This window comes from Actinomadura chokoriensis (assembly GCF_039529475.1).
Lineage (GTDB): Bacteria > Actinomycetota > Actinomycetes > Streptosporangiales > Streptosporangiaceae > Spirillospora > Spirillospora bangladeshensis.
Window position 1 is genome coordinate 270,132 of the sequence record NZ_BAAAMW010000003.1, and the last position, 24,981, is coordinate 295,112.

Here is a 24,981-nt window from a genome sequence, read left to right on the forward strand (position 1 = left end):
CCCCGGGGCATGCCCCAGGGCACGGTCCTTATCCGGACAGCCGTACCGGCATGATCAGGTAACGGTAGTTCGGGTTCTCCCCGTCCTGCGGCGGCTTCCCGGTGAGGACGGCCGGCTTCGTCGGCGTCGTGAACGACAGCCGCGCCACGTCCGAGCCGATCGCTGAGAGGCCGTCGAGGAGGAAGCCGGGATTGAAGGCGATGTCGATGTCCTCGCCCTCCAGGGACGCCTCAAGGGCCTCCACGGCCTGCGCCTCGTCCCCGGTGCCCGCCTCCAGGACGACCTCGCCCTGGCTGAACGAGAGCCGCACGGGCGTGTTCCGCTCCGCGACCAGCGAGACGCGCTTGACGGCCTCGATGAACGGCGCCGTCTGGATCTCGGCGAGGCCCGCGTACTCGCTCGGCAGCAGCGACCGGTACTTGACGAAGTCGCCGTCCAGCAGCCGGGACGTGGTGCGGCGGCCGCCGCCCTCGAACCCGATCATGCCCTCGCCGGTGCCGCCCGTCCCGCCGAGCGCGATCGACACCTCGGCGCCCGCGGTCAGCGACTTGGCGGTGTCGGCGAGCGTCCGCGCCGGGACGAGCGCGACGGCGGAGAAGTCGGGACGCTCCGGCTTCCAGTGCAGCTCACGGACCGCCAGCCGGTACCGGTCGGTGGACGCCAGCGTGACCGTCTCGCCCTCGATCTCCACCCGGACGCCGGTCAGCATCGGGATCGTGTCGTCCTTGCCCGCGGCGATCGCGACCTGGGAGACGGCGGCGGCGAACTCGTCGCTGCCGACCGAGCCGGCGGCGGGCGGCATCTCCGGCAGCGTCGGGTAGTCCTCCACAGGCATGGTGAGGAGTGTGAACTTCGCGCTGCCGCAGCGCAGCATCACCTTCGCGCCGTCCGTCGTGACCTCCACAGGGTGGGGAGGAAGGCTGCGCGAGATCTCGGCGAGAAGGCGCCCGGACACCAGGGCCGTCCCCGCCTCCTCAACGTCGATCTCCGTGGACACCTGGGCGGAGACCTCGTAGTCGAACGCGGACAGCTTCAGGCGGTCGTCGTTGCCCTCCCCGCCCGCGACGAGGTGCATGCCCGCGAGGACGGGCACCGGGGGACGGACGGGCAGCGTGCGCGCGGTCCAGGCGACCGCGTCGGCCAAGGCGTCTCTGTCGATGCGGAACTTCAACGGGACCAGCCTCCTGCAGGTGTCGGACAAGGGTGCGGTGATCTCTGCCGGGCCGGGGCGCTCGCGGCACGTTGTCCCCAGGCCCTGACTTGAGATGGATCTTTTCTTGGATAGAGAAGTAGTGCAGTACCAGTAATAGGGGCGGTGGATAGTGTGGACAGAGCTCGTTTTCGCAGGTCATCCCCCGTTTCTCTGTCCACTGGGGCTGTGCACGGCCGGTGGACGGCGCGAGACCGCCTGGGGACGGCGAATCCGTCCCCACAGGTCATCCTCATGTCGTCCACCGGTTTTCCACGAGTTCTCCACGGGTATGCCACCTGATTCGGCGCCCTGTGTACAGCGCGCGGGTGCTCGCGGGATCGGTGCACAGGCCCGTCCCCAGGCCGTCCCCAAGGCGTCCCCAGGTCGTCCACCGGTTTTCCCCAGCGCTTCGGCGTGGGTTCGCGGCCGGTCCACATCCGTCCACCCTTCATCCTCAGCTTTTCCAGTGGTCGTCCACCGGGTTATCCACGAAAATCCCCAGGGTTTTCCACAACCTGTGAGTAGCCGCCGCGGTTCTCTGGGGAAGCGCGCATTTTGTCGGTTCTTTGCCTTCGGCAGCCTGTGGACGGAACGGCGGCGCCTCGTCCACAGGGTCGACACGGGTCTGTCCACAGTGTGTACGACGGGCTGCGTCAGCGCTTGCGGGCCTGGTGCTTGATGCGTCCCGTCAGCTCCGTGACCTGGTTGTATATGGCACGGCGCTCGGCCATCAGCGACCGGATCTTGCGTTCGGCGTGCATGACCGTGGTGTGGTCGCGGCCGCCGAACTGCTGCCCGATCTTGGGAAGGGACAGATCGGTCAGCTCCCGGCACAGGTACATCGCGATCTGCCGGGCGGTGACGAGCATCCGGGAGCGGGACGGCCCGCACAGGTCCTCGATCGTCGTCCCGAAGTACTCGACCGTCTGCGCCATGATCATCGCGGCGGTGATCTCGGGGCCGGAGTCGTTCGGGATCAGGTCCTTGAGGACGATCTCGGCGAGCTTCATGTCCACCGACTGGCGGTTCAGGCTCGCGAACGCCGTCACCCGGATCAGCGCGCCCTCCAACTCGCGGATGTTCGTCGCGATCTGGGAGGCGATGAACTCCAGCACGTCCGGCGGCGCGGCGAGGCCCTCCTGGCGGGCCTTCTTCTGCAGGATCGCGATGCGCGTCTCCAGCTCGGGCGGCTGGACGTCGGTCGTCAGCCCCCACTCGAACCGGTTGCGGAGCCGGTCCTCCAGCGTGACCAGCTCCTTCGGCGGACGGTCGCTGGAGATCACGATCTGCTTGCTCGCGTTGTGGAGCGTGTTGAAGGTGTGGAAGAACTCCTCCTGCGTCTGCTCCTTGCCTTCAAGGAACTGGATGTCGTCGACGAGGAGGATGTCCACATCCCGGTACCGGCGCCGGAACCCGTCGGCCTTTCCGTCGCGGATCGAGTTGATGAAGTCGTTCGTGAACTCCTCAGAGCTCACATAGCGCACACGAGCCCCATTGAAGAGGCTCTGCGCGTAATGCCCGATCGCGTGGAGAAGGTGTGTCTTGCCCAGCCCGGAGTCGCCGTAGACGAACAGCGGGTTGTACGCCTTGGCCGGCTGCTCGGCGACCGCGACGGCCGCCGCGTGCGCGAACCGGTTGGACGAGCCGATGACGAACGTCTCGAACGTGTACTTGGGGTTGAGGCGGGCGTGCTCGGATGCCCCTGCTCCTGCACCTGCTCCCTGCGGTGGGGCCGGTGCGGCGCCGGCGTTCTCCTCGTCCCTGAAGGCGGTCTCGCCCCGGTAGGGCTCCTCGCCGCGGTACTGCTGTTCGCCTCCGGGGAACTCACCGCTCTGGAAGTCGTCGTTGTGCCCGAGGGGCGGCTCGTTTCCGCTGCCGTGCTGGGGTTCACGGCCCTGTTGCTCTGCGCGCCCCCGAAGCGGACCCAACGTGCGGTCGTTGAGATGGGAGTGCGGCGGACGTCCGGAGGAGTCGCCACCAAAGCCTTCCTGACCCCCACCGAAACCTTCCTGGCCTCCGCCGAAGCCTTCCTGCCCGCCATAGCCGGGGTAGCCGCGACCCTCGTACGGGTTCCGTCCCCCAGGGCCCGTCCCATAGGACGGTGGACGCGGGGCAGGGGGATACGTACCGCGGTCGTCATCCGCAGCCTGTGGATAACCTCCGGGCGGACCGGGGCTGTGGGTAACTCCCGACTGCGACCGGTACCCGTGGTCGCCGTAAGGCTGATCGGTGTACGGCTGCTCCGGGTAGGGACGGTCGGACCGCTCCCCATAGGACGAGTCGCCGTTGTTGTAGGGGCGATCCCGGTCACGGTCGCCTTGCGGCCGTTCACCGTAGGACTCGCCATAAGAAGAGGGAGGCTCCTGCATGCCGAGCCCTGCACCGGAGCCGGGAACGGGTGCCGAAAGAGGCTCCCCCGACCGGTTGCCGGGGCCCGGCCCAGGGCCGGTGGCCGAACTCGCCGGCGGCTCCGGCTGGACGGTCACCGCGACACGGATCTCCCTGCCCAGCTCATGGGAAAGGGCCTGCGTGATGAGGTTCCGGAGGCGCGTCTCCAGGGCGTCCTTGGCGAACTCGTTCGGCGCGGCCAGCAGGGCCGTCCCCTCGACGAGGGCCAGCGGACGGACCATTGGAAGCCAGGCGCGATAGCTCGGAGACAGATCGCTCTCGGCCAGTGCGATGAGAGTGCGGGCCCAGACCGATCCGAGATCCTGACCGTCCATGCGCAAGGTCCCCCTCCCACCGACTCCGCCGTACGGAGTACCTAACTACCCGGCTCTCCCACGGGACACGAATCGCCTCTCAGGGCACGACCGTGACGCGGAAGCCTTACTCTCTCACGAGTTGTCCACAGAGTTGTCCACATGCTGTGCATAGGCATGCGGCGCCTGTGTAAAACCCGTGAGGCGGGGTCTCTGGAAACGGGGTCGGGAAGACTCCGGCCTACGTGCGGCCGGTGCGGGGCGGTTCTCGGAACGGGGGGCTCAAGGGGCGGAAGGCCGACATCAGATCGTCGATTTCGTCGAAGGAGCGTCGGCTCGCCCGGACGACCTTAACCGCTGCCGCCCCCACCCGCAACACGAAACCCTCCCCACCCTCCCCGCCCGCCCGCACCTCACCCAGTACCGCCCGGCCCGCCGCCGCTTCCGTTCCCGCTTCCGTTCCTGCCTCCGTTTCCGCCTCCGTTCCGGCTTCCGATCCCGGACGTCCGGAGGGTCGCTCCGTTTGACCGGGTGGCCGGTCAGCCCGTAACGTGCTGAGGTCGAGTCGCATCGACGGAGATGCCGCGTGCCCGCCGGCAGCCCCTCCAGGCGAGTCCGGGTGGGCCCCCGCTGCGGGGGACCGGACGCGGCCCTCGACGCGACCTATCGAGCCTTTCGGAACCGACCGCAGCACTGGAGCCCCAAGTGAGCAAGCGTACTTTCCAGCCGAACAACCGTCGTCGCCACAAGAAGCACGGCTTCCGGCTGCGGATGCGCACGCGCGCCGGCCGCGCCATCCTGTCCGGTCGACGCAGCAAGGGCCGCGCGCGCATCGCGGTCTGAGCCACCACTGCCGTGCTGCCGTCCGGCAACCGGATGCGGCGGCGGGACGACTTCACGTTGGCCGTCCGGCGCGGTCGCCGCGCCGGACGGCCAACTGTCGTAGTTCACCTGCTCCGCCCGGACGAGGCACCGGCGGCGGACGCTCCGCCGCTGGTCGGGTTCATCGTCGCGCGCACCGTCGGCAACGCCGTCGTCCGCAACCGGACCCGGCGCCGGCTCCGCCATCTGATGCGCCCGCACCTCGACCTGCTTCCAGCGGGTAGCCTGCTCGTAGTGCGCGCCAACCCCCGCGCGGGAACGGCGCGTCCAGACGAACTGGCCGCGGATCTGGAGTCGGCACTCGGCCGGCTGCTGCGGCCCGCGTCCAAGGGGCGAAGATGAGGAGTCGGCAGGGGGCCGCGTCCCCCGCACAGCACGAGACGGGCCGCCACCCCGGTCCCGTCGCGACCGTGCTGATCCTTCTCGTCCGCGCCTACCGCCGCTTCTTGAGTCCCCTGCTCGGGCAGCAGTGCCGTTTCCACCCCACATGCAGCGCGTACGGCCTGGAGGCGCTCCAGGTTCACGGCGCGCTGCGCGGGACGTGGCTGACGGCTCGCCGGATCGCGCGGTGCCATCCCTTCCATCCCGGGGGTTATGACCCGGTACCGCCGAAGAAGACGTCCGGAACGGTCGGAACGAGCCCCGCCGGGGAATCCGACGAGTCCGGGCAGACGTTCTCACTTGGACCGTCGGTCTTCTCCGGGGATCCTGAGGGGACGACCCCTCAGCAGCGATCCGCGGCGGTCTCCTCGAACTCCGGCCGTGACGAAAGCGGCCACGCCCCAGCAGAGCCCAAGGAGCTGCCCGGTGCTTGATTGGTTGTACGAGATCGTCTCTCAGCTCATCGTGTGGATTCACACGGGGCTCAGTACGGTCGTCCCCAAGGACAGCGGATGGGCGTGGGGCGGATCGATCATCCTGCTCACCGTCCTGCTGAGGCTCGCCCTCGTCCCGCTCTTCGTGAAGCAGATCCACGCTTCACGGAAGATGCAAGACCTGAACCCGAAGGTCCAGGCGCTGCGCAAGAAGTACAAGAACGACAAGCAGCGCATGAACCAGGAGGTCATGAAGCTCTACCAGGAGAACGGGGCCAACCCGCTCGCGGGCTGTCTCCCCCTCCTGGTGCAGATGCCGATCTTCATCGGCCTGTTCCAGACGCTGAAGCGGATCTCGGACGCCAAGCCGGGGCAGAGCGTCTTCGCGGTCTCGTCCGACCTGGTCGCGAGCGCGCAGAACGCCAGCATCTTCGGCGCCCACATCCCCGACACGTTCCTGAACGCGTGGGGCGCCGACCCCAAGAGCTGGACCGCGATCATCATCACCGGCATCGCCGTGGTGATCAGCTCCTGCACGACGTTCTTCACCGTCCGGGCCAGCATGAAGCGGCAGCCGGTCACCGACGACGCGAACCCGATGATGCAGGCGCAGAAGATGATGGTCTTCTTCGCGCCGCTGTTCGGCCTGTTCGGCCTCGGCTTCCCGCTGGGCGTGCTGATGTACTGGGTCACGTCCAACAGCTGGACGCTGGCGCAGCAGCACTACATCTACAAGAAGTACCCGCCGCCCGGCACCGAGGGCGACACCGCGACGACCACCGCGAAGGCCGGCACCAAGGCGGGCGGCGCGAAGTCCGGCGGCACCGCGAAGGCGGGGGCGAAGACGGCCGGTGCGAAGGCCGCCGCGTCCAAGAACGGCCAGAGCCCGTCGGGCGCGCGCGCCAAGGCCCGGCTGAAGAAGGAGCCGGAGCCGGCCCCGGAGCCCGAGGAGAAGCCGAAGGTCGTGCGCAATCAGCCGACCCGCAAGCCGCGCAGCAAGCGCAGCGGCACCCAGAAGCGCTAGTTTGAACCCCGAGCAAGTGCCGGAGAAGGAGACCCCGTTGAGCCAGACCGACACCACTGAGGTCGACGTCCAGGCGCTCGAACAGGAAGGCGAGATCGCCGCCGACTACATCGAGGGCCTGCTGGACATCGGTGACTACGACGGCGACATCGACATGGACGTCGAGGGCGAGCGCGCCCTCGTCGCCGTCGTCGGAGCCTCACTGGACGAGCTGGTCGGCAAGCGCGGGGAGGTCCTGGAGGCACTGCAGGAGCTGACCCGGCTGGCCGTCCACCGCCAGACCGGCAACCGCACCCGCCTCATGCTCGACATCGGCGGCTACCGGGAGCGCCGCCGCGCCGAGCTCACCAAGCTCGGGACGGACGTCGCGGACGAGGTCAAGCAGGCCGGCGAGTCGAAGCCGCTCGCGCCGATGACCCCGTTCGAGCGGAAGATCGTCCACGACGCGGTCGCGGCCGCCGGCCTCCGCAGCGAGTCGGAGGGCGAGGAGCCCGACCGCTACGTGGTGGTCTACCCGGTCTGACTCCAGTCCCCGGGACGCCGTCCGTCTGCCCAGATCTGGACGGCTCACCCGGACGCTCTCCCGAACGGCCCCGGCGCTTGAAGCACCGGGGCCGTTCGCATGACAGGCTGCACCCGCAACCGGGCCGTTCGCCCCCAACAGGCCGCGCAGGGCGAACGACGGACTGTGGATAACTCGCCGATGCGACAGTCATCCAGCGCGCTGAGCACCCGAGAGCGGCGTGGCGGCGGGTAACGGGGAGGGCCCCGCGCCTTGGCAGGCGCGGGGCCCCCGTCGCTCGGTGTGCGCCGCCGCCCGAGCACACCGAGCTGGTACCCGAGTCCTTGCTATCGGCGCGCGGTGCGCCGCCACCTGCGACGCGGCGGCAGGCGATCGCCGGAGTCCACGACCGACGGGTTGTTCTCCTCGGCCGGATCCTGCGCGTAGGCGGGATCCTGGGCGTACGCCGGGTCCTGGGCGACGTGGCCGTGCGTCACGCCCTCGTCCGCCGGGTGTTCGATCACCCGTTCGACTCGCTCCGCCGGACGGCCCACGGGAGCGGGGTCCTCGATGATGTGCTCTTCGCGGACGATGGTTCCGGGCTCGTCCCCGTACGCGGGGTCGGCGCCGACGACCCGGCCGGCGCGTTGCCGTGGCCGGGTGTACTTGTAGGTGAAGGCCATGCTGACGAGCCCCACCAGAATCAGGATCCAGCCGACCAGGTGGATGTCGATGCCACTGAGGTCGACGCGCAGGGCGAACGCGAGGATCGCGCCCACGGCGATGAATGCGAGACTGACTCCGATTCCCATGTGTCGGAGCTCCTTCCGGGGGGACGGTCGGGCGACACACAGCCCCTACCCGACGGGCCCCGAATATGCCGGGGGGTCATGTGGTTCTTGCCATAACGCAAGGGTCCGTCCGTCCCGGCGCCCGAAGTTATCCACAGGGACGTTTCGCGTGTACGCCGCCGCCCCGTCATGTGGAACGATTCGTCTGGTGGGGATTGGACGTGAGGTATTCGGTGACGCGCTGCCGGTTGCGGAGCGTTATGCGGCGTTTCTCGCCGAGGCCGGGGTCGAACGCGGGCTCATCGGGCCGCGCGAGGTCGATCGGCTCTGGGAGCGCCACCTGATCAACTGCGCGGTGGTGTCCGAGGCCGTACCGGCGGACGCGCATGTCGTGGACATCGGCTCGGGAGCCGGGCTCCCCGGCATCGTGCTCGCCATCGTCCGCCCAGATCTGCGGATCACGCTGCTGGAGCCGCTGCTGCGTCGAACCACGTTCCTGGACGAGTGCGTTCGGATGCTCAACCTGGGCAACGTCGAGGTGCGCCGCGCCAGGGCCGAGGAGGTGGTGAAGGAGTTCTCGGTGGATGTGGCCACAGCACGCGCCGTCGCGCCTCTCGAGCGCCTCGCGAAATGGGCCCTGCCGCTGCTGCGTCCGGGCGGCGAGCTCCTCGCACTCAAGGGGGAACGGGCGCAGGCCGAGTTGGACGAGGCGGAGCCCGTTCTGAAGCGCCTCGGGGCGCGCTCGACCGAACTGCTCCAAGTCGGGCGCGGTATGGTCGACCCGCCGACAACACTCGTCCGTGTGGTCGCCGGCCGAGGAGAGGTTGTCGGGCGACGACAGCGCGCGCCCCGGCGTGCCAGAGGGTCGAGGAAGAGGTCTTCATGAGCACGGGACCAGGACTGGGCCGGCCTGACCGCGCCGACGAATCCCCCGACGAGCAGCCGTCCGGCCTGGGCGGATCCGGCGCGAACGAGGACGCGCAGCCACCGTCCGCAGGCGGCGCGCAGGCGGGTTCCGGCTCGGGGACGGCGCCGGGGACCACGCCCTCGGGGCACGCGATGTGGGGAAATACGACGTCCGGTACCGCGGAGAACGTCGGATACGTTCCGACGCACGCCGGCGCACAGCCGCCGGGGCCGCGCAAAGGACCGAATCAGGGGGAGTCAGAACTCGTGCGCGAGGCGCTCAAGGACGCCAAGGTTTCACATGAAACAGCGGTGACCGCACTCAAAGCGATGTCGGGCCGCAGGGAACGGGAGTGGCCGCGGCCGGACAGATGCCGCGTCATCACCATCGCCAACCAGAAGGGCGGCGTGGGCAAGACCACCAGCTCGGTGAATCTTGCCGCGTCCCTCGCCATGCACGGGGCGCAGGTGCTCGTGGTCGACCTCGACCCGCAGGGCAACGCGTCCACCGCACTCGGCGTCGAGCACCATGCGGAGATCCCGTCGATCTACGACGTGCTGATCGAGGACATGGCGCTGGCCGACATCGTCGTCAAGGCGCCCGAGATCCCGAACCTGTACTGCGCGCCCGCGACGCTCAACCTCGCGGGTGCCGAGATCGAACTGGTCTCCAAGGTGGCTCGCGAGTCACGGCTTCGGCGGGCGCTCGATGCCTACGAGACCGAGAAGTTCGATTACGTGCTGATCGACTGCCCTCCGTCGCTCGGCCTCCTCACCGTGAACGCGCTCGTCGGCGGGGACGAACTGCTCATTCCCATCCAGTGCGAGTACTACGCGCTGGAGGGGCTCGGGCAGCTCATCCGCACCGTCGACCTCGTCAAGGCGCACCTCAACCCGAAACTGAAGGTGTCCACGATCCTGCTCACGATGTACGACGCGCGAACGCGCCTTGCCGCGCAGGTCGCCGAGGACGTCCGCAACCACTTCGGCGACGTCGTGCTCAACACGGTGATCCCCCGGAGTGTCCGAGTGTCGGAGGCCCCCAGCTACGGGCAGTCCGTCATGACCTACGACCCCGGTTCGAGCGGCGCGCTCGCCTACAGCGAGGCCGCCTCCGAGATGGCCCATGGAGGAGCTGTCCAGTGAGCCAGCAGCGACGCGGTCTGGGCAAGGGGCTCGGCGCCCTCATCCCCACCGCCCCGCCCCCGCCGACGCCGGACGAACCCGGCAGCGCGGGAGAGCCCGGTTTTCCCGGCGGCCCCGCCTCGAACGGGACCGCCGTCCATGAACCGGCCCTTGAGCCGGTCGCCGGCGCCCACTTCGCGGAGCTGCCCGTCGGGTCCATCACGGTCAACCCCCGCCAGCCGCGTGAGCACTTCGACGAGCAGGCGCTGTCCGAGCTCGCCGAGTCGATCGGCATCGTCGGCCTCCTGCAGCCGATCGTCGTCCGCAAGGCGCCATCGGGCGAGCACGACTATGAACTGATCATGGGGGAGCGCCGGTGGCGGGCGTCCCAGATGGCCGGACTGGACGTCATCCCGGCGATCGTCCGCGACACCGGTGACAACGATCTGCTCCGTGACGCGCTCATGGAGAACCTCCACCGCCAGCAGCTCAACCCGCTGGAGGAGGCCGCCGCATACCAGCAGCTGCTGCAGGACTTCGGTGCCACCCACGAGCAGCTCGCCGGACGCATCGGCCGGTCGCGTCCGCACATCACCAACACGCTCCGGCTGCTGAACCTCCCGCCTGCGGTCCAGCGCCGGGTGGCCGCCGGCGTGCTGTCTGCCGGCCACGCCCGTGCTCTCCTCTCCCTCGACAGCGTCGAGGCGCAGGAGCATCTGGCGCAGCGGATCGTCCAGGAAGGACTCTCCGTCCGCGCCCTCGAAGAGATGATCGCCCTCCGCGAAGTCGACGACGAGCCGAAGGCACCACGGCAGGGCCGCCGGAAGAAGCCGGTCGCCCCCGGCCTGAAGGAACTGGCCGACCGCCTCTCCGACCGCTACGAGACCAAGGTCCGCGTGGACATGGGCCGTAACAAGGGCAAGATCGTGGTCGAGTTCGCCACACTCGAAGACCTGGACCGCATCATCAAGTCAATGGCCCCAGACGACGACGGCGTCAACGACGCCTGATACCCACCACCCCACCGCGCCCCGGAAGCCACCGCCTCCGGGGCGCTTCTCATTCCCGCTCCCCCACGTTTCCCGTGAAACATCACAGCCCCGCGCGGCCCTGGCAGCGCCCACGCGTTCCACCTTGGGAGGCAAGGCGCGGCGAGGGAGCGCCGAGACCCACCCCTCTCCTTGTGCGCCGTCCGAACGCCTTCCGTGAAACATCCCCCACCCGCGTCCGGTCGCCGCAGTGCCCTGCCCACCCCTGGGGCCTCGCGCGGCAGCACAAGACACCGACAACCACACGCCCCCTCCGCTTGGACGCCACGCGAACGTTTCCCGTGAAACATCCCCACTCTCGCCAGTTCCCAGCGACGCCTCGACCTTCCCTCGCCAAGCAAGGCGCGGGCACAGCCCAGTGACAACCCCGGCCCTCTCCGCCTGAGCGCCGCCCTAGAGGTTTCCCCTGAAACATCGAACGCTCAGGCGCCCAGCAACGCAGCCCGTGCTCCGTGATCGAGAGACTCGGCCGCCCGATGGACACCAGCAGGCCGTTACGGACGGCAAGGCAACAAACGGCACGCCGCCTTGCAATGGGTGCACCGTCGCGGACGCCCCGAGACACTGCTGCCGGCGCTGCCGTACGGGGGTTCGGGCGGCGCATACCGACCAAGAGGCGCCCTCACGCCAATGCCTGACACTGCCAGGAGTTCGCGCCGCACCCCGGGTGCCCGGTACTCGCCTTCCTCGGAGACTGAGACAGCCCTGACATCCGTCCCGATGTTTCTCGTGAAACATCGACCGGGGTCGTCGCTCCAGACACAGTGGTCGCAAGCCCCCTCGACCTTCGAGCGTCTCCCTCAACTGGACGCGCTGAGCCGGACCCCGACCAGACCCGGCCACCGGTACGTTGCCGCGTTCCGCGGGCCGATACCTCCGGTAGGCAAAGATGCAGCCGGAAGTCAGATGCAGCCCTGGCGCCCAGATGGTCTGCCCGCAGCTCGCTAACGCCAGCCCCGCGCATCCTGGCCCGGCGGCTGGCCCTGCTGCGCTGCCCTCACCCACCCAAGACCGACCATGCCCTCCTCGATGTTGCGCATCCGGCTCTCCGCCAGCCCGTCGGTGTAGAAAGCGAGGGTGGCGCCCGGCGGGATCTGCGCGGCGGCTTACTCGTAGGCGGCCGGGTGCGCCGGGTCGGACACCCCGAGCGGCAGCCCGTGCGGGAACGCGAACCGCCGCGCCGTGCCTCCGGGAGGGCGAGCAGCGGCGGCGGATGCCGGGCGCACGCCAGCTCGCAGCGCAGCGTCGCCGGGTCGCCGGGGCGCAGACCATGCACAGGCAGGTCGCGAACTGGGCGGCGTCCAGGTCCTGGGCGATGGAAGAGACTCCCCTTGCGACCTGAAGTGTTCGGCGAGCGCACACATCCTGGCCCGGTTAAGCGTGCCGACCCTCACAAGAGGCCTACAGGCAAGGAGCGAGTCCGAGTCCGGAGACGCGGCAAGTGCCGCCGCCGGCGTGATCCTCATCGGCCGGATACTGCTGCCCGCTGCCCGAACGCGCTGCTACTCCTGCGAGCGACCGGCAATCTGAGGGCGTCCCTTACTTCCACCGCTCGGTGGTTCTGCGGGCACCGTTCTGCTGCCCCATGTTGTGGGAGATGCCGAGGGCGGCTCCTGGACGCGGTCCGGAGGCTGTGGACGTTCGGGCTTGGCGGGCAATATCTTCCGCAGAGTGGCTCCCGGTGGTTCGAGCTGAGGAGATTCTGGTGGATCGCGAAGAGATGTGGTGGCACATCGCCGAGCAGCGACTGGCCATCGCGGAGGCCCTCACCGAGCTTCGCCCGGAGGAATGGGAGCGGCCTTCATTGTGTGAGGGCTGGCGTGTCCGGGACGTTGTCGCCCATGTCGGCCTGGCCACCGAGATCACCTTGGGTTCGGCAGTCCGAGAGTTCGTGCGGGCGCGCGGGAGCTTCCACAAGTTCATTCGCGAGACGGCGATCGAGCGTGCCGCCCTTCCGAACGACGAACTGATCGCCATCCTGCGTAGAGCCGCCTCCTCTCGGCGACTCGTGCCCGGCACCACGACCAGGGAGCCGCTCTTGGACGTTCTCGTCCATGCGCAGGACATCTTCGTTCCGCTTGGGCGCGAGTTCGCGATGCCAGAGCGCCCCGCTCTCGTAGCTGCCGACCGCATCTGGCAGATTCCGCCGCCCTTCGGCTTCGGCGCCAGGAGGCGCCTGCGCGGTCTCCGCATCGACGGATGCATCGTGGTCGCGCGGTGACGGGCCGCCTGTCCAGGGTCCGCTCAAGGCCATCGTCCTTCTCACCTCCGGACGAGTTGCTGCGGCCCTCCCCCATCTTTCGGGGGACGGCATGGACGTCCTGGCGGCCCGCCTTGGCCGGGCCGAGACGGCGATGTAGCAGCCGGCGCCGGCTCAGCGGTGTCCCGGACTAACGAGCGGCCTCGCGCCCGGTCCCTGTCGCGTCGACCACGATGACTGGACGGCCCTCAAGCCAGTCTTGCTCGCGGGAGAACTCTGCGAGTTGGTCAGTCAACAGGACGTCCCTGAAGCAGGCCACGCATGGAAACAAGACGGGGGGCAGCGATCCGCCCGTTTGCAGGCCGCCTTGCAGGAGGAGAGGAAAGATCTTGACGTCCAGTGGCCGAGACGTGGGCAACCCTCCTGAAGGGGCCGCGTCCGTAGCACTCGGTGCCGCCGACCCCGGCGGGCCAATGGCCGCCGAGGGCGCCGACTCTGCCGCGGGTCAGGACGGGTGCAGCGTTGTGTAGGGAAATGCGTGCCCAGTAGGACGTCCAGGCCCGCGAACGCGCCCCGGGTAGCGTTCCTGACCGCCCAGAAGCGCGCACGCGAGCCGTATGGGATGGGCCGACGCATACCTGGGATGGCCTTGGTTTCACGTGAAACATGGACTTGGTGTTGCGGCCGCCCCAGGCCCGGCCTGCCACTGCCCACTGTCCGGCCCACGGTGTCTGCCCCGCGCGGCTCCGCAGGGGTGCCGTTGCGCGCGAAGGGGCCCCGCGGCCCTGCCGGAGGATACGGCCTGCCCGGGGCTCCGCCTACCTCTGCCATGGCCCGGCCGACGTTGTCTGCGCTGCGCAACTCCGCAGGGGTGCCTCGCGCGAAGGGCCCCCGCGGCTTGTCGGGGGATGCGGCCTTCTGTTGGAGGAGGCCTCTGCATTTCGGGACGCCCCGGGCGACTATGCCGGGGGTGCCGTCGCACGCGAGGCGGTCCCCGCGGCCCTGCCTGGGATGTGGCCTCCGCGGTTCTGCCGGGGGCGCGCACCGGGCGTCTTGTCAGGGGGATGCGGTCTCCGGGGTTCTGCTGGGGGATGCGGCCTCCTGTTGGAGGGGGCGGCTGCATTTCGGGACGCCTCGGGCGATCGTGCCGGGGGTGCCGTCGCACGGGAAGCGGCCTCCGCGGCCCTGCCTGGGATGTGGCCTCCGCGGTTCTGCCGGGGGCGCGCACCGGGCGTCTTGTCAGGGGGATGCGGTCTCCGGGGTTCTGCTGGGGGATGCGGCCTCCTGTTGGAGGGGGCGGCTGCATTTCGGGACGCCTCGGGCGGTCGTGTTGGGGGTGCCGTCGAACGCGATGCGGTCCCCCCGGCCATGTCTGGGATGTGGCCTCCGCGGTTCTGTTGGGGGCGCGCCCCCGGTGTCCTGTCGGGGGATGCGGTCTCCGCGGCCTGTCGGAGGGTGTGGCCTCCGCGGTCCTGGTGGGGGCGGCCTTCGCGGTTCTGCTGGGGGATGCGGCCTCCTGTTGGAGGAGCGGCCGCATTCGAGGGGGGTCCCGGGCGGTTGTGTTGGGGGTGCCGTTGCATGCGGGGCGGGCTCCCGTGCGGTTCTGCTGGGGGACGCACGCGGGGCGGATTGTGTCTAGTCGTTGCCGGGCTGTCGGGAACGGCACCGCCAACCATGCAAGCCCGCGCCTGCAGAACCCGGAGGCTGCTGCCTGGTGCGTCAGGGGTGCGTTTGTGGGGCACGACGGCGGGTGGCTACGGGCGCCGGCGCTGGGGCCGCGGGGTTAGGTTAGGCGGGTTTGGAGGAGGGACTCGCAGACTTCGCCTAGGTCCAGGCCCGCGACGCTGATGGCGCGGGGGAGGAGGCTTGTCTCGGTCATGCCGGGGGCGACGTTGACTTCGAGGAAGTGGACCTCGCCGTCGGGGGCGACGATGAGGTCGGTCCGGGAGATGTCGCGGAGGCCCAGGGCGCGGTGGGCGGTGATGGCGGCGGAGGTGGCGCGGGCGGCCGCGTCCGGGGCAAGGCGGGCCGGGGTGACGAACTCGGTGTCGCCGGCGTCGTAGCGGGCCGTGTAGTCGTACAGGCCGCCGGGAGCGACGATCTCGACGGCGGGGAGGGCGACGGGAGCGCCGTCCTGTTCGATGACGCTGACGGAGACCTCGGTGCCGGAGATGTAGCGCTCGACGAGAGCCGCGTCGCCGTAGGCGAAGCAGCCGACCATGGCGGCCGAGAGTTCGGACGGCTCGCGGACGACGGACGCGCCCAGGGCCGACCCGCCACGGGTCGGCTTGACGAACAGGGGGAGGCCGAGGGCGCTCACGATGCGGTCGAGGACGGACGCGGCACCGAGGTCGTGGAAGACCTCCTTCGGGAGGGCGACGGACTCGGGGGTGCGCAGCCCGGCCCGGCGGACGACGGCCTTGGCGGTCGGCTTGTCCCATGCGACACGGCAGGCGTCCGGACGGGCGCCGAGATACGGCACGTCGAGGAGCTCGAGGACTTCGCGGATCGAGCCGTCCTCCCCCGCGGCGCCATGCAGGACGGGGAAGACGATGTCCGGCGGGTCGTCCGTCAGGGAGTCCAGGAGTGTCGCGTCGGTGTCGCGTAGTTCGACCGGGATGTCGCGGGCGCGGAGCGCATCGGTGACGCGTCGGCCGGACCTGAGCGACACCTCGCGCTCGTACGACAGGCCCCCGGCGAGGACGACGACATGTCCGAGTTCCACCGCGCTGCCCCTCTTGCTGGTGTGGTGCGCGCCCGCCGATGAACGCCGGCGGGCGCGCGTTTCACGTGAAACCTTCAGACGACATCCGGGCCGGGAGCCTGGACGCCGGTGGAGGCACTGCCGACGGAACCGCCGAACATGTCCCGGAGGCGGATCTCCTTCTCGACGACTGTCGCGAGTCGCCGGACGCCCTCACGGATCCGGTGCGGCTCCGGGAAGCAGTACGACAGCCGCATGTGCCGGTGGCCGGTGCCGTCCGCGAAGAAGCCGGTCCCCGGCACGTAGGCGACCCGCTCGGCGATCGCACGCGGCGCCATCGCCTTGGCATCGAGGCCCTCGGGCAGCGTCAGCCAGACGAAGAAGCCGCCCGCCGGACGCGTCCACGTGCAACCGTCCGGCATGAGCTGGTCAAGAGAGTCCAGCATCGCGTCACGGCGCTCCCTGTACAGCTCACGGAAGTCCTTGATCTGCTCCCGCCACGGCTGGGTTGCCAGGTACTCGCGGACGGCGAGCTGGGAGAAGTTCGACGGGCACAGGATCGCGGACTCGGCCGCCAGGACAAGCTTGGCGCGCACCGCGTGCGGCGCCAGCACCCAGCCGACGCGGAGACCGGAAGCGATCGTCTTGGAGAACGAGCCGAGGTAGAGGACGCGCTCGGAGTCGTCCGCGCGTAGCGCCCGCATGGGCTCGGCGTCGAAGCCGAGGAGCCCGTAGGGGTTGTCCTCGACGATCAGTACGTCGTACTCGGCGCAGATCTCCAGGATCTGGGCGCGGCGCGCCGTCGTGAGAGTGACCCCGGCCGGGTTCTGGAACGTCGGCACGGTGTAGAGGAACTTGACGCTGCGGCCCTGCGCGCGGAGCGACGCCAGCGTCTCGCGCAGCGCGGACGGGATCAGCCCGCCCTCGTCCAGCGGTACGTGCACGACGTCGGCCTGATACGACGCGAAAGTGCCGAGCGCGCCCACGTAGGACGGCGCCTCGGCCAGGACGACGTCGCCCGGATCGACGAAGATCTTGGTGATGAGGTCGAGCGCCTGCTGTGCGCCGACGGTGACGACCACGTCGTCCGGGGACGCATGGACGCCTTCGAGGGACATGACCTCGCAGATGTGCTCGCGGAGCAGTTCGTCCCCCTGCGCGGAGCCGTACTGCAGCACCTCGGCGCCCTTGCCGGCGACGAGGTCGCCGATCATCTGGCCGACGGCGTCGAGGGGGAGCGCCGACACGTAGGGCGCACCGCCCGCGAGGGAGACGATCTCCGGACGGGCGACCATCGCGAACAGGGCCCGGATCTCCGACGGCACCATCCCGGCGGCCCGGGCGGCGTAGCGATCGGCGTAGACGTCCGTCCGCGAATGCTGTTCCACAGGGCACCTCCGAGATGTGATGGCTTCCCAGAAAACTACGGCATGGCGGCCGCGCTGGACCGTTCCGGGTGTGGCGTGCCGCCCGGTCGGGGAAACTCCTGTCCGATACGATGCCCGCGGGTCCCGGTTTGTTGCCGGGGAAGTTCCGCCGTCACGGGTCCAGTCCGGGCGGGCGAGGATCGAGGCAGGGGGTGCCGACCCGGTGTCGCGTCGTCTCGTCAACATCACGCTGGACAATCTCGATGATCTGCCGCACCGCTGTCGCGGCTGCGTGTTCTGGGAGCTGGATCCGGTCAGCCGGGACCGCGCGCTGGAGAGCGGCGACTCGGGGCTGGAGAAGGAGGCGTGGATCTCCTCGACGCTCCTGGAGTGGGGCAGCTGCGGCAAGATCGCGTACGTGGACAACGTGCCGGCGGGCTTCGTGATGTACGCGCCGCCGCTGTACGTCCCGCGCTCGGTGGCCTTCCCGACGAGTCCGGTCAGCGCGGACGCGGTGCTGCTGATGACCGCGCACATCCTGCCGGAGTTCGCGGGCGGCGGCCTCGGCCGGATGCTCGTCCAGGGCGTCGCGAAGGACCTGACCCGGCGTGCGGTGAAGGCGATCGAGGCGTTCGGCGATCTGAAGGGCGAGGAGGGCGGGTGCATGGTGCCCGCCGACTACCTGCTCTCGGTCGGGTTCAAGACCGTCCGGCCGCATCACCGGTACCCGCGGCTGCGGCTGGAGCTGAAGTCGGCCCTGTCGTGGCGTGAGGACGTCGAGGTGGCCCTGGAACGGCTGCTGGGCTCCATGACCCCGGAGGGGGCGCTACGACCCGTCTGAGGGGATCTGAGGCGCTTTGACGCGTGTGGCCCGCACTCCGGCGTGGAGTGCGGGCCACACACTTTCGCGCTCGCCGCGGGAGGCGGGAGGCGGGAGGCGGCTCGGCGGATCCGCTCAGATGAACTCGGCGAGGTCCCGCAGCAGGGCGGCCTTCGGCTTGGCGCCCATGATCTGCTTGACGACCTCGCCGTCCCGGTAGATGTTCATCGTCGGGATCTGCATGATCCCGTACTGCTGCGGCACCTTCGGGTTCTCGTCGATGTTCATCTTCACGATGTCGATCTTGTCGCCGTGCTCCTTGGAGATCTCCTCCAGGATCGGCGACACCATCCGGCACGGGCCGCACCACTCGGCCCAGAAGTCGACGAGGACGGGCTTGTCGCTCTTCAGGACCTCGATCGCGAAGTCGGCGTCGGTCACGGCTTTCATGGTTCTCCTTCTGTTCTACGCGGCCAGACCCCCGGCCGATCATCCGTTCGCGTCCGTCACTCGGGTCGGTTCAACCGGACTGGAACTCCCGTGCGACCTCGGGTACTGAACCTGCGGTCACACCGGCGCCCGCCCGGCCCGTGGAGCGGGCACCTTGCGGGACCGGGGCCCGCTGGTGTTCCGCTTCCAGTGCTGTCGTCCAGGGCTCCGGCGCCGTGGGCTGGGCTGCGGCGCCGGGGACCCTGTGGGACCGGGCCGTTGGCGCCCGGTCCCGGTGCTGTCGTCGTATGGGTTTCCGCGCCGTCGGTCAGGCTGCGGTGCGGGGACTTTGCGGGGCCGGGCTTCTGGCGTCCCGGTCCCGGTGCTGTCGTCCAGGGCTTCGACGCTGTCGGCCGAGCTACGGAACCGGGCCCCGCAGGACGAGCCGCGTGACGGCGCAAGCCCGGCCCCGGCGCCGAGGGGGCGGTCGTCCGGGAGGCGGCGGTGGGCGGTCAGGCCTGCGGGACGGTCTCGGCGGCGTCCTGGTCCTGGAGCCAGCGCTCGGCGTCGATGGCGGCCGAGCAGCCGCTCCCCGCCGCCGTGATCGCCTGCCGGTAGATGTGGTCCACCACGTCACCGCACGCGAACACGCCGGGGATCTTGGTCCGGGTGGTGGGGGCGTCCACCAGCAGGTAGCCGTCGGTGTCGGTCTCCAGCTGGCCCGCGAACAGCTCGCTGCGCGGGTCGTGGCCGATCGCGATGAACAGCCCGGTGATCTCCAGCGCCGACTCCGCGCCGGTCTTGGTGTTGCGGACCGTCACCCCGGTCACCCGGTCGTCGCCCTGGATCGCGGTGACCTCGCTGTCCCACAGGAACTTGATCTTCTCGTTCGCGAACGCCCGATCCTGCATGATCTTGGACGCGCGCAGCTCGTCCCGCCGGTGGACGACGGTCACGGACCGGGCGAACTTGGTCAGGAAGATCGCCTCCTCCATCGCGGTGTCGCCGCCGCCGACGACGGCGATGTCCTGCTCGCGGAAGAAGAACCCGTCACAGGTCGCGCACCACGACACGCCGCGTCCCGACAGCCGCTTCTCGTCCGGCAGCCCCAGCTCCCGGTACCCGGAGCCGGTCGCCACGATCACCGTCTTGGCCAGGTAGGTCTCGTCCCCGACCTTCACGACCTTGGGGTCGGCGGTCAGGTCCACCTCGGTGACGTCGTCGGTGATCAGTTCGGCGCCGAACCGCTCGGCCTGCTTGCGCAGGTTGTCCATGAGGTCAGGCCCCATGATCCCGTCCGGGAAGCCGGGGAAGTTCTCCACGTCGGTGGTGTTCATCAACGCGCCACCGGCCGTCACCGACCCCTCGAACACCAGCGGCTTCAGATCACCGCGAGCCGCGTAAACGGCGGCCGTGTAGCCCGCGGGCCCGGACCCGATCACGATGACGTTGCGAACGTCGCTCACTGTTCTGCGCCTCTCCTCGTTGGCCGTCGGTGCCGCACGACCCGGCCTGCCAGTCGCGTCAACCGATCCTAGGCCCCGGGGATTCCCGCGACAGCCCGACCGGCCGTCCACCAGGGTCTACCCCCTCTAGGGTGTGGTGCATGGCACGCATTCTTCTTCTCCACTCGATGTACGGGCTGCGTCCGGCGGTGCACCAGGCGGCGGACCGGCTGCGCGCGGCGGGCCACGACGTCCACGTCCCCGACCTGTACGACGGGCGGGTCGTCGACGACGCCGAGGCCGGCATCGAGATCAAGGAGGAGATCGGCCGGGACGAACTGCTGCGCCGCGCCATCGCCGCGGCCGCGCCCCTGGTCGGCGACGGCGGCCTGGTCTACGCGGGGTTCTCGCTCGGCGGCTCCATCGCGCAGAACCTCGCGTTCGCGGACGAGAAGGCCGGCGGCCTGCTGCTGATGCACGGCACGTCCGACATCGCGGAGGACGCGTCCACCGAGGTCCCGGTGCAGTTGCACGTCGCCGACCCGGACACGTGGGAGCCGGTCGACTGGCTGAACGCCTGGTATCTGCAGATGCGCAAGGCGGGCGCGGACGTGGAGGTCTACCGGTACCGCGGCGCCGGCCACCTGTTCACCGACCCGGACCTCCCCGACTACGACGCCGAAGCGGCCGAAAGCGCCTGGGCGACGGCCCTGTCCTTCCTCGACACCCTCTGACCCGCCGGCGCCCACCGCCCGCGCGGCGTTCTCGGCGGGGCCGAGAACGGCGGCGGCTGCGTCAGGCGTTCTCCAGCTTCTTCAAGATGTGCTGGTCGCGGGCGGAGCAGTCGGCTCCGACGACCCAGATGTTCCATTTGCCGGACTGGTCGCCGTGGACGGCGATGACGGTCGCGGGCCGGCCCTCGTACTTCGCGTTGTCGACGAGGGCGGGCGCCAGCCCGTGGGTGACGCCGTTGACGCAGCCCTTGAGCTGCGCGGACGGTTCGCCGGACACGCGCTTGACCTCCTGGCCGCCGGCGAGCAGCCGGTCGACCTGCGTGCCCAGGGTCCGGGCGCGGTAGTCGGTGCCGCTGCTGGCGACCGTGAACGCCGCGGCCGGGGCGGCGTTCGGTGCCAACGCGTGTTCCGAACCGGATTGGTCGGGATTATCCTGTGCCGGGGTCGACGCCCGGCCGTGGTCGCCGGACACGCCGTCCAGGGCCATCGTCCCGACCGTCGCGCCGCCGCCGACGACGATCACCGCCGCCGCGGCCGCCGACAGTATCCGCCAATGCCGCCTTCCGCGCCGCTGCTCCATGCTCACCACGGTGGCGCTGTGCATCGATTCCGCGGCGATGGCGGTGTCGATGCGCTCGGCCAGTTCGGCGGGCATGGACGGTACGGGTGCCTCCGCCAGGATCCGCGAGACGTCCGCAAGGTCGGCGGACAGGTCACGGCATTCGGCGCAGGTGTCCAGGTGCGCGTTGACGGAGGCGGCTTCGTCGTCTTCGAGCAGTCCCTCGGCCAAGTCGGCCAGGACGTCGTAGTCGTAGTGTGCGGGGTTCACTTGGGCATGCCACCTCCTTCCACACCTCCGACGTTTTTGCGATCCCGTCGGTTCCGGTGATGGGTGAGAAGGGGCGCGAGCCGGGCGCGTCCGCGGGCGCAGCGGCTCTTGATCGTTCCGGCCGGGACCTCCATGACCCGGGCGGCGTCGTCGACGGAATAGCCCATCATGTCGACGAGGACGAGGGCGGCGCGCTGCTCGAACGGCAGCTGCTCCAGCGCGGTCCGGACGTCGAGGGACACGCCGTGGGCGTCCGTCGGGTCGGGCATCTTCGGCGCGACGGCGTCGAACGTGGCGTCGTCGCCCATCGGCGTCGCCGGCCGGACGGACTTGCGCCTGATGCGGTCGAGGCACGCGTTCACCACGATGCGGTGCAGCCAGGTGGTGACGGCGGCGTCCCCGCGGAACCGCCCGGCCGCGCGGAACGCCGAAAGACACGCGTCCTGGAGCGCGTCGGCCGCCTCCTCCGGGTCGCCGAGGGTGCGCAGCGCGACCGCCCACATGCGATCGCGGTGCCGGTGGACAAGCTCGGCGAAAGCGTGCGGATCGCCCTGGGCATGCCGGGCCAGGAGCTCCTTGTCGGGTACCTCGTCCACACGCCGCATGCTCACCGACGTCATGAGCGACCGCTTCCATGCACGAAATGCCCAGTCGCCGCCGAGCGCCTCGCATCGGCCGCGTCTGCTGGGGTAAGCACCACAGATTCCTGGGTAGAGGGGACGTTTGCTCACAGGCACGATACCGACAAGCGCCACCCCACGTCACAGGCACTTCTGCAGCGTTCCAACCGCGTCGAAGTTGTTACCCGGTGTCCGGATCGTCTTGCCCGCCCGTGAGATCACGCTCCCGCGACCGTCCGAGCGCCCATCCGCTCGGGTCTGAGCGCCCGTCCGCCGGCGCCCAAGCGCCCGTCCGCTCGCGTCCGAGCTCTGCGCCGAAACGTCGTGGCCGGGGCCGACTGCCCCGTGACCGCAGGCGTCCAGAACCCCGTGCCCATCAGGTTGAAGCCCCTTGGACACCGGTCTGGTGCAGGATTTCGGGTCTCCTTCGTGCGTCGAACCGTCATCGTGATCGGGGGCGTCCGCTTCTGGACTGGTCCTTGATTTCTTGTCAGAACGTGAGTCAGTATGATCGGCGTTTTCAAGATCAAAAAACTCGAATCGGGGTCCCATGCATACGCGGATGAAGCGCGTTCTCGTTGTCACGGCCACGCTCGCCGTCACCTCCGGTCTCGCCACCGTTCCCGCCGCGGCGGCGGACGATTGGGCGAAGGGCGGGATCAAGGCGAAGCACTCCCGGACGGCCTACAGCAAGCAGCAGGAAGGCCGGGCCTGGCTGTCCATCTACTGGAACGGCACAAAGGTCGCCATCAAGGGGACGGTGAAGAACACGTCCACCGACACCTACGCCTTCATGCAGATCAGGTACCAGGTGTACACCGGTGGAAAGTGGCGCTGGCACAGCCGGTCCAACCTGGGGAAGGTGACGCCCGCGCGCGGTACCGGGCACCTGTCGCTCCACCGCGCCACGCACCCCACCCGGTACGTCCAGATGCGGGTGTGCGCTCAGGGGCTGCCGGGCAGCGGCCTGGGCGGCAAGTGCATGGACTGGGCCTGATCTGACCCTGCGGGACGCCCCGCGGGATCGGCTCGCCGAGCCGAGATCAGCCCTCCGCGCCGAGGACGGACACCTCGCTGACCTCGGCGCGGAACTGCCCGTCCGTCCCGTGTGACAGCTTGGTGAACCACAGCAGCACGTACCGCCCGGTGACGGCCTGCGGCAGCTGGATCGACGTGGTCCCGGACCCGGTCGTGGTGATCGTCTGGACCTTGCGCATCCCGTCCGGGTCGGGCGACTCGCCGATCTTCAACTGGATCGTCGCTCCGGCGGACTCGGGCAGATCGGCCTTGACCTCCTTGATCTTGGCCGATGTGCCCAGGTCGAGCAGCAGGCCGAGACCCTTCTTGAGGTTGCCGAACTCCGCCGACGTGTAGTACGAGCTCCGCCATGTGGTGCCGGACTTGCCGTCGATGGCGAGCCGGCCCTTCTCCTTGCCCTTGCCCCCGTCGTCGCCGGCGGGGTCGACTCCCTCGGCCTCCTGGACGGTGATCGGGGTGGCGGACGGCTTCGGAGGCGCCGACGACTTCGTCGGGTCGACGGCGCCTCCGTTACCGGAACCGTTGTCGCCGCCGGTGCCGGTCAGCGCCCACGCGCCGATGCCGACGATGACGGTCAGCGCGGCGGCGGCGACGCCGAGCAGCGCCCGGTTCGCGGGGCGCTTGGGCGCGCCGGGGCTGTGCGCCGGGGCCGTCCGGGTGGACGTGGACGGCGGTGGCGGCGCGCCGTGCTGCGTGCGCGGCGGCGGGACGTGCGACGACGCCGGCTGCTCGTGCGCCGGCTGCCGGTGCGGCCGCGTCGGAGGCGGCCCGGGGGCGGCGGGACGCTGGGGCGCCGCGGGACGCGGCGGCGGCGGCGTGCTCTGGCCGAGCCCGGCGAACAGCGGCAGCGGGGTGCGCGGGACGCCGCGCAGCGCCCTGGCGAGGTCGGCGGGGGACGCGAGCGGCTCGCCCGGCCCGATCCCGAGGCAGCGGCAGACGATCGCGTCGACCGCGTGCGAGATGCCCGCCTGCACCTGGCGCGGCGCGTGCGGGACCCCGTCGGCGGCGGGCGCGGCGGGCAGGTCGGAGGCATCCTCGTCGCCGGGCCAGTGCGCGGTGAGCGCCGCGTACAGCATCCGGCCGAGGCCGCGGACGTCCTCGGCGGCGGGGTCGTCGGACTGCCGGTCGTTCAGCACTGCGTCGGTCGCGATGCCGAGGATCTTGACGGTGCCGCCGGTCGTCCAGACGAGGTCGCGGGGGGTGAGGCACAGGTGCGACAGCCCGGCGGCGTGCGCGGCGGCGACCGCCTCGGCCGCCTCGTACAGCAGCGTGGCGGCGCGGCCCGGCTCCAGCGGGGCCTTGGCGAGCATGCCCTCGAGGGTCTCGCCGGCCACCCATTCGCTGACGACGTAGGCGCTCTCGCCCGAGTCGTCGGCGTCGAACACCTGGGTGCAGCGGGGGTCGGTCAGCCGGCTGGCCGACCGGGCGGAGGTGACGGCCTCGGCGATCCGGGGGAACTCGGGATCGAAGGTGCGGACGGCGACCGCCCGCGCGAGGATCTCGTCGATGGCCTTCCAGAGCGACGATCCACCGGAATCGCTGATGCGCTCTTCGAGGCGGTAGCGGCCGGCGAGACGCGTGCCGGGCTCGATGACTGACGTGCTCACGGCAACGTCCTGCACAGGTGGTCAGATCCCATGTTCGTGGCGTGGCAGCTTACGCCTCCGACCCTCCTCTTTGCGTTCCCCAGGGTGTCGCCCCGCAAGCCGTAGTCCCCCACATGGTAGTGCTTACTCGCCTGAGTGGCCGCCTTATCGCCGCGCGTCCTTTTTACTTTGCGATGTGATCCCCGCCCGCCGGGGCCGCG

The 24,981-nt window shown here is 70.1% G+C and carries 22 protein-coding genes; 12 read left to right on the forward strand and 10 right to left on the reverse strand.

From position 1 onward, the window contains the following. Positions 1 to 28: 28 nt before the first annotated feature. Positions 29 to 1,171 (reverse strand): DNA polymerase III subunit beta, encoded by a 1,143-nt coding sequence (gene dnaN / locus ABFX46_RS09260; protein WP_131941105.1) that lies wholly within the window; start codon positions 1,169 to 1,171, stop codon positions 29 to 31. A gap of 674 nt (positions 1,172 to 1,845) precedes the next feature. Continuing rightward, positions 1,846 to 3,915: a chromosomal replication initiator protein DnaA gene (dnaA, locus tag ABFX46_RS09265; protein ID WP_346041014.1), complete on the reverse strand. Its 2,070-nt coding sequence runs from the start codon at positions 3,913 to 3,915 to the stop codon at positions 1,846 to 1,848. A 684-nt stretch (positions 3,916 to 4,599) separates the two neighbouring features. Between dnaA and rpmH the strand changes: the two genes are divergently transcribed. From rpmH to ABFX46_RS09290, 5 genes are read left to right on the forward strand one after another with little or no spacing between them, the layout of a single operon-like run. Then, positions 4,600 to 4,737, forward strand: a complete 138-nt coding sequence (gene rpmH / locus ABFX46_RS09270) for a 50S ribosomal protein L34 (RefSeq protein ID WP_067450744.1) — start codon at positions 4,600 to 4,602, stop codon at positions 4,735 to 4,737. Positions 4,738 to 4,749: 12 nt separating this feature from the next. Then, the gene (gene rnpA / locus ABFX46_RS09275; RefSeq protein WP_163054017.1) at positions 4,750 to 5,118 is read left to right on the forward strand and encodes a ribonuclease P protein component; all 369 of its coding nucleotides are present in this window, start codon (positions 4,750 to 4,752) and stop codon (positions 5,116 to 5,118) included. After that, entirely contained in the window at positions 5,115 to 5,591 is a 477-nt protein-coding gene (gene yidD, locus ABFX46_RS43450; protein WP_163054015.1) for a membrane protein insertion efficiency factor YidD, read from the forward strand. Before rnpA ends, yidD begins: the two co-directional genes overlap by 4 nt. Next, positions 5,584 to 6,615, forward strand: a complete 1,032-nt coding sequence (yidC, locus tag ABFX46_RS09285) for a membrane protein insertase YidC (RefSeq protein ID WP_346041017.1) — start codon at positions 5,584 to 5,586, stop codon at positions 6,613 to 6,615. The genes yidD and yidC overlap by 8 nt, the downstream gene beginning before the upstream one ends. A gap of 37 nt (positions 6,616 to 6,652) precedes the next feature. Next, positions 6,653 to 7,138 carry a Jag family protein gene (locus ABFX46_RS09290; RefSeq protein ID WP_346041019.1) on the forward strand — a complete coding sequence of 162 codons (486 nt, stop codon included), beginning with the start codon at positions 6,653 to 6,655 and terminating at the stop codon, positions 7,136 to 7,138. A 326-nt stretch (positions 7,139 to 7,464) separates the two neighbouring features. On the opposite strand, the gene ABFX46_RS09295 is transcribed toward ABFX46_RS09290, so the two are convergent. Next, positions 7,465 to 7,929 (reverse strand): DUF6458 family protein, encoded by a 465-nt coding sequence (locus ABFX46_RS09295; protein WP_346041021.1) that lies wholly within the window; start codon positions 7,927 to 7,929, stop codon positions 7,465 to 7,467. Positions 7,930 to 8,116: 187 nt separating this feature from the next. Here ABFX46_RS09295 and rsmG point away from each other — a divergent pair, with 187 nt between their 5' ends. From rsmG to ABFX46_RS09315, 4 genes are all read left to right on the forward strand, one after another. Further along, positions 8,117 to 8,794: a 16S rRNA (guanine(527)-N(7))-methyltransferase RsmG gene (rsmG, locus tag ABFX46_RS09300; RefSeq protein ID WP_346041420.1), complete on the forward strand. Its 678-nt coding sequence runs from the start codon at positions 8,117 to 8,119 to the stop codon at positions 8,792 to 8,794. A gap of 350 nt (positions 8,795 to 9,144) precedes the next feature. Then, positions 9,145 to 9,960, forward strand: coding sequence for a ParA family protein (locus tag ABFX46_RS09305; RefSeq protein ID WP_131944956.1), 816 nt, complete (start codon positions 9,145 to 9,147; stop codon positions 9,958 to 9,960). Continuing rightward, positions 9,957 to 10,949 (forward strand): ParB/RepB/Spo0J family partition protein, encoded by a 993-nt coding sequence (locus ABFX46_RS09310; protein ID WP_346041023.1) that lies wholly within the window; start codon positions 9,957 to 9,959, stop codon positions 10,947 to 10,949. The genes ABFX46_RS09305 and ABFX46_RS09310 overlap by 4 nt, the downstream gene beginning before the upstream one ends. Positions 10,950 to 12,693: 1,744 nt before the next feature. After that, positions 12,694 to 13,209: a maleylpyruvate isomerase family mycothiol-dependent enzyme gene (locus tag ABFX46_RS09315; protein WP_346041024.1), complete on the forward strand. Its 516-nt coding sequence runs from the start codon at positions 12,694 to 12,696 to the stop codon at positions 13,207 to 13,209. A 1,762-nt stretch (positions 13,210 to 14,971) separates the two neighbouring features. Here the strand turns inward: ABFX46_RS09315 and ABFX46_RS09320 are convergent. Then, complete coding sequence (locus ABFX46_RS09320) at positions 14,972 to 15,913, reverse strand: D-alanine--D-alanine ligase family protein (protein ID WP_346041026.1); 942 nt, start codon at positions 15,911 to 15,913, stop codon at positions 14,972 to 14,974. 74 nt (positions 15,914 to 15,987) lie between these two features. Then, positions 15,988 to 17,220, reverse strand: a complete 1,233-nt coding sequence (locus ABFX46_RS09325; RefSeq protein ID WP_346041422.1) for an aminotransferase-like domain-containing protein — start codon at positions 17,218 to 17,220, stop codon at positions 15,988 to 15,990. A 262-nt stretch (positions 17,221 to 17,482) separates the two neighbouring features. Between ABFX46_RS09325 and ABFX46_RS09330 the strand changes: the two genes are divergently transcribed. Continuing rightward, on the forward strand, positions 17,483 to 18,100 hold the full coding sequence (locus ABFX46_RS09330) for a GNAT family N-acetyltransferase (RefSeq protein WP_131943541.1): 618 nt from the start codon (positions 17,483 to 17,485) through the stop codon (positions 18,098 to 18,100). Positions 18,101 to 18,214: 114 nt separating this feature from the next. On the opposite strand, the gene trxA is transcribed toward ABFX46_RS09330, so the two are convergent. Then, positions 18,215 to 18,529 carry a thioredoxin gene (gene trxA / locus ABFX46_RS09335; protein WP_346041028.1) on the reverse strand — a complete coding sequence of 105 codons (315 nt, stop codon included), beginning with the start codon at positions 18,527 to 18,529 and terminating at the stop codon, positions 18,215 to 18,217. A 491-nt stretch (positions 18,530 to 19,020) separates the two neighbouring features. Next, complete coding sequence (gene trxB / locus ABFX46_RS09340) at positions 19,021 to 19,974, reverse strand: thioredoxin-disulfide reductase (RefSeq protein WP_163057236.1); 954 nt, start codon at positions 19,972 to 19,974, stop codon at positions 19,021 to 19,023. 140 nt (positions 19,975 to 20,114) lie between these two features. On the opposite strand from trxB, the gene ABFX46_RS09345 reads away from it, so the two are divergent. Beyond that, the gene (locus ABFX46_RS09345) at positions 20,115 to 20,687 is read left to right on the forward strand and encodes a dienelactone hydrolase family protein (protein WP_346041030.1); all 573 of its coding nucleotides are present in this window, start codon (positions 20,115 to 20,117) and stop codon (positions 20,685 to 20,687) included. Positions 20,688 to 20,748: 61 nt separating this feature from the next. On the opposite strand, the gene ABFX46_RS09350 is transcribed toward ABFX46_RS09345, so the two are convergent. Continuing rightward, positions 20,749 to 21,516 (reverse strand): anti-sigma factor family protein, encoded by a 768-nt coding sequence (locus ABFX46_RS09350; protein ID WP_346041032.1) that lies wholly within the window; start codon positions 21,514 to 21,516, stop codon positions 20,749 to 20,751. Beyond that, the gene (gene sigM, locus ABFX46_RS09355; RefSeq protein WP_346041034.1) at positions 21,513 to 22,136 is read right to left on the reverse strand and encodes an RNA polymerase sigma factor SigM; all 624 of its coding nucleotides are present in this window, start codon (positions 22,134 to 22,136) and stop codon (positions 21,513 to 21,515) included. The genes ABFX46_RS09350 and sigM overlap by 4 nt, the downstream gene beginning before the upstream one ends. 562 nt (positions 22,137 to 22,698) lie before the next feature. Between sigM and ABFX46_RS09360 the strand changes: the two genes are divergently transcribed. Next, positions 22,699 to 23,133, forward strand: a complete 435-nt coding sequence (locus ABFX46_RS09360; RefSeq protein ID WP_346041036.1) for a hypothetical protein — start codon at positions 22,699 to 22,701, stop codon at positions 23,131 to 23,133. Between the two features lie 46 nt (positions 23,134 to 23,179). Here ABFX46_RS09360 and ABFX46_RS09365 read toward each other — a convergent pair whose 3' ends face one another. Further along, the gene (locus ABFX46_RS09365) at positions 23,180 to 24,781 is read right to left on the reverse strand and encodes a protein kinase family protein (RefSeq protein ID WP_346041037.1); all 1,602 of its coding nucleotides are present in this window, start codon (positions 24,779 to 24,781) and stop codon (positions 23,180 to 23,182) included. Between the last annotated feature and the right edge of the window lie 200 nt (positions 24,782 to 24,981).

What these genes read in the sequence shown, in the direction of transcription:
- dnaA (WP_346041014.1), bottom strand. Translation starts at nt 3,915, where the DNA reads ATGGACGGTCAGGATCTCGGATCGGTCTGGGCCCGCACTCTCATCGCA.
- yidD (WP_163054015.1), top strand. Translation starts at nt 5,115, where the DNA reads ATGAGGAGTCGGCAGGGGGCCGCGTCCCCCGCACAGCACGAGACGGGC.
- ABFX46_RS09295 (WP_346041021.1), bottom strand. Translation starts at nt 7,929, where the DNA reads ATGGGAATCGGAGTCAGTCTCGCATTCATCGCCGTGGGCGCGATCCTC.
- ABFX46_RS09305 (WP_131944956.1), top strand. Translation starts at nt 9,145, where the DNA reads ATGTCGGGCCGCAGGGAACGGGAGTGGCCGCGGCCGGACAGATGCCGC.
- ABFX46_RS09325 (WP_346041422.1), bottom strand. Translation starts at nt 17,220, where the DNA reads ATGGTGCCGTCGGAGATCCGGGCCCTGTTCGCGATGGTCGCCCGTCCG.
- trxA (WP_346041028.1), bottom strand. Translation starts at nt 18,529, where the DNA reads ATGAAAGCCGTGACCGACGCCGACTTCGCGATCGAGGTCCTGAAGAGC.
- ABFX46_RS09345 (WP_346041030.1), top strand. Translation starts at nt 20,115, where the DNA reads ATGGCACGCATTCTTCTTCTCCACTCGATGTACGGGCTGCGTCCGGCG.
- sigM (WP_346041034.1), bottom strand. Translation starts at nt 22,136, where the DNA reads ATGACGTCGGTGAGCATGCGGCGTGTGGACGAGGTACCCGACAAGGAG.
- ABFX46_RS09360 (WP_346041036.1), top strand. Translation starts at nt 22,699, where the DNA reads ATGAAGCGCGTTCTCGTTGTCACGGCCACGCTCGCCGTCACCTCCGGT.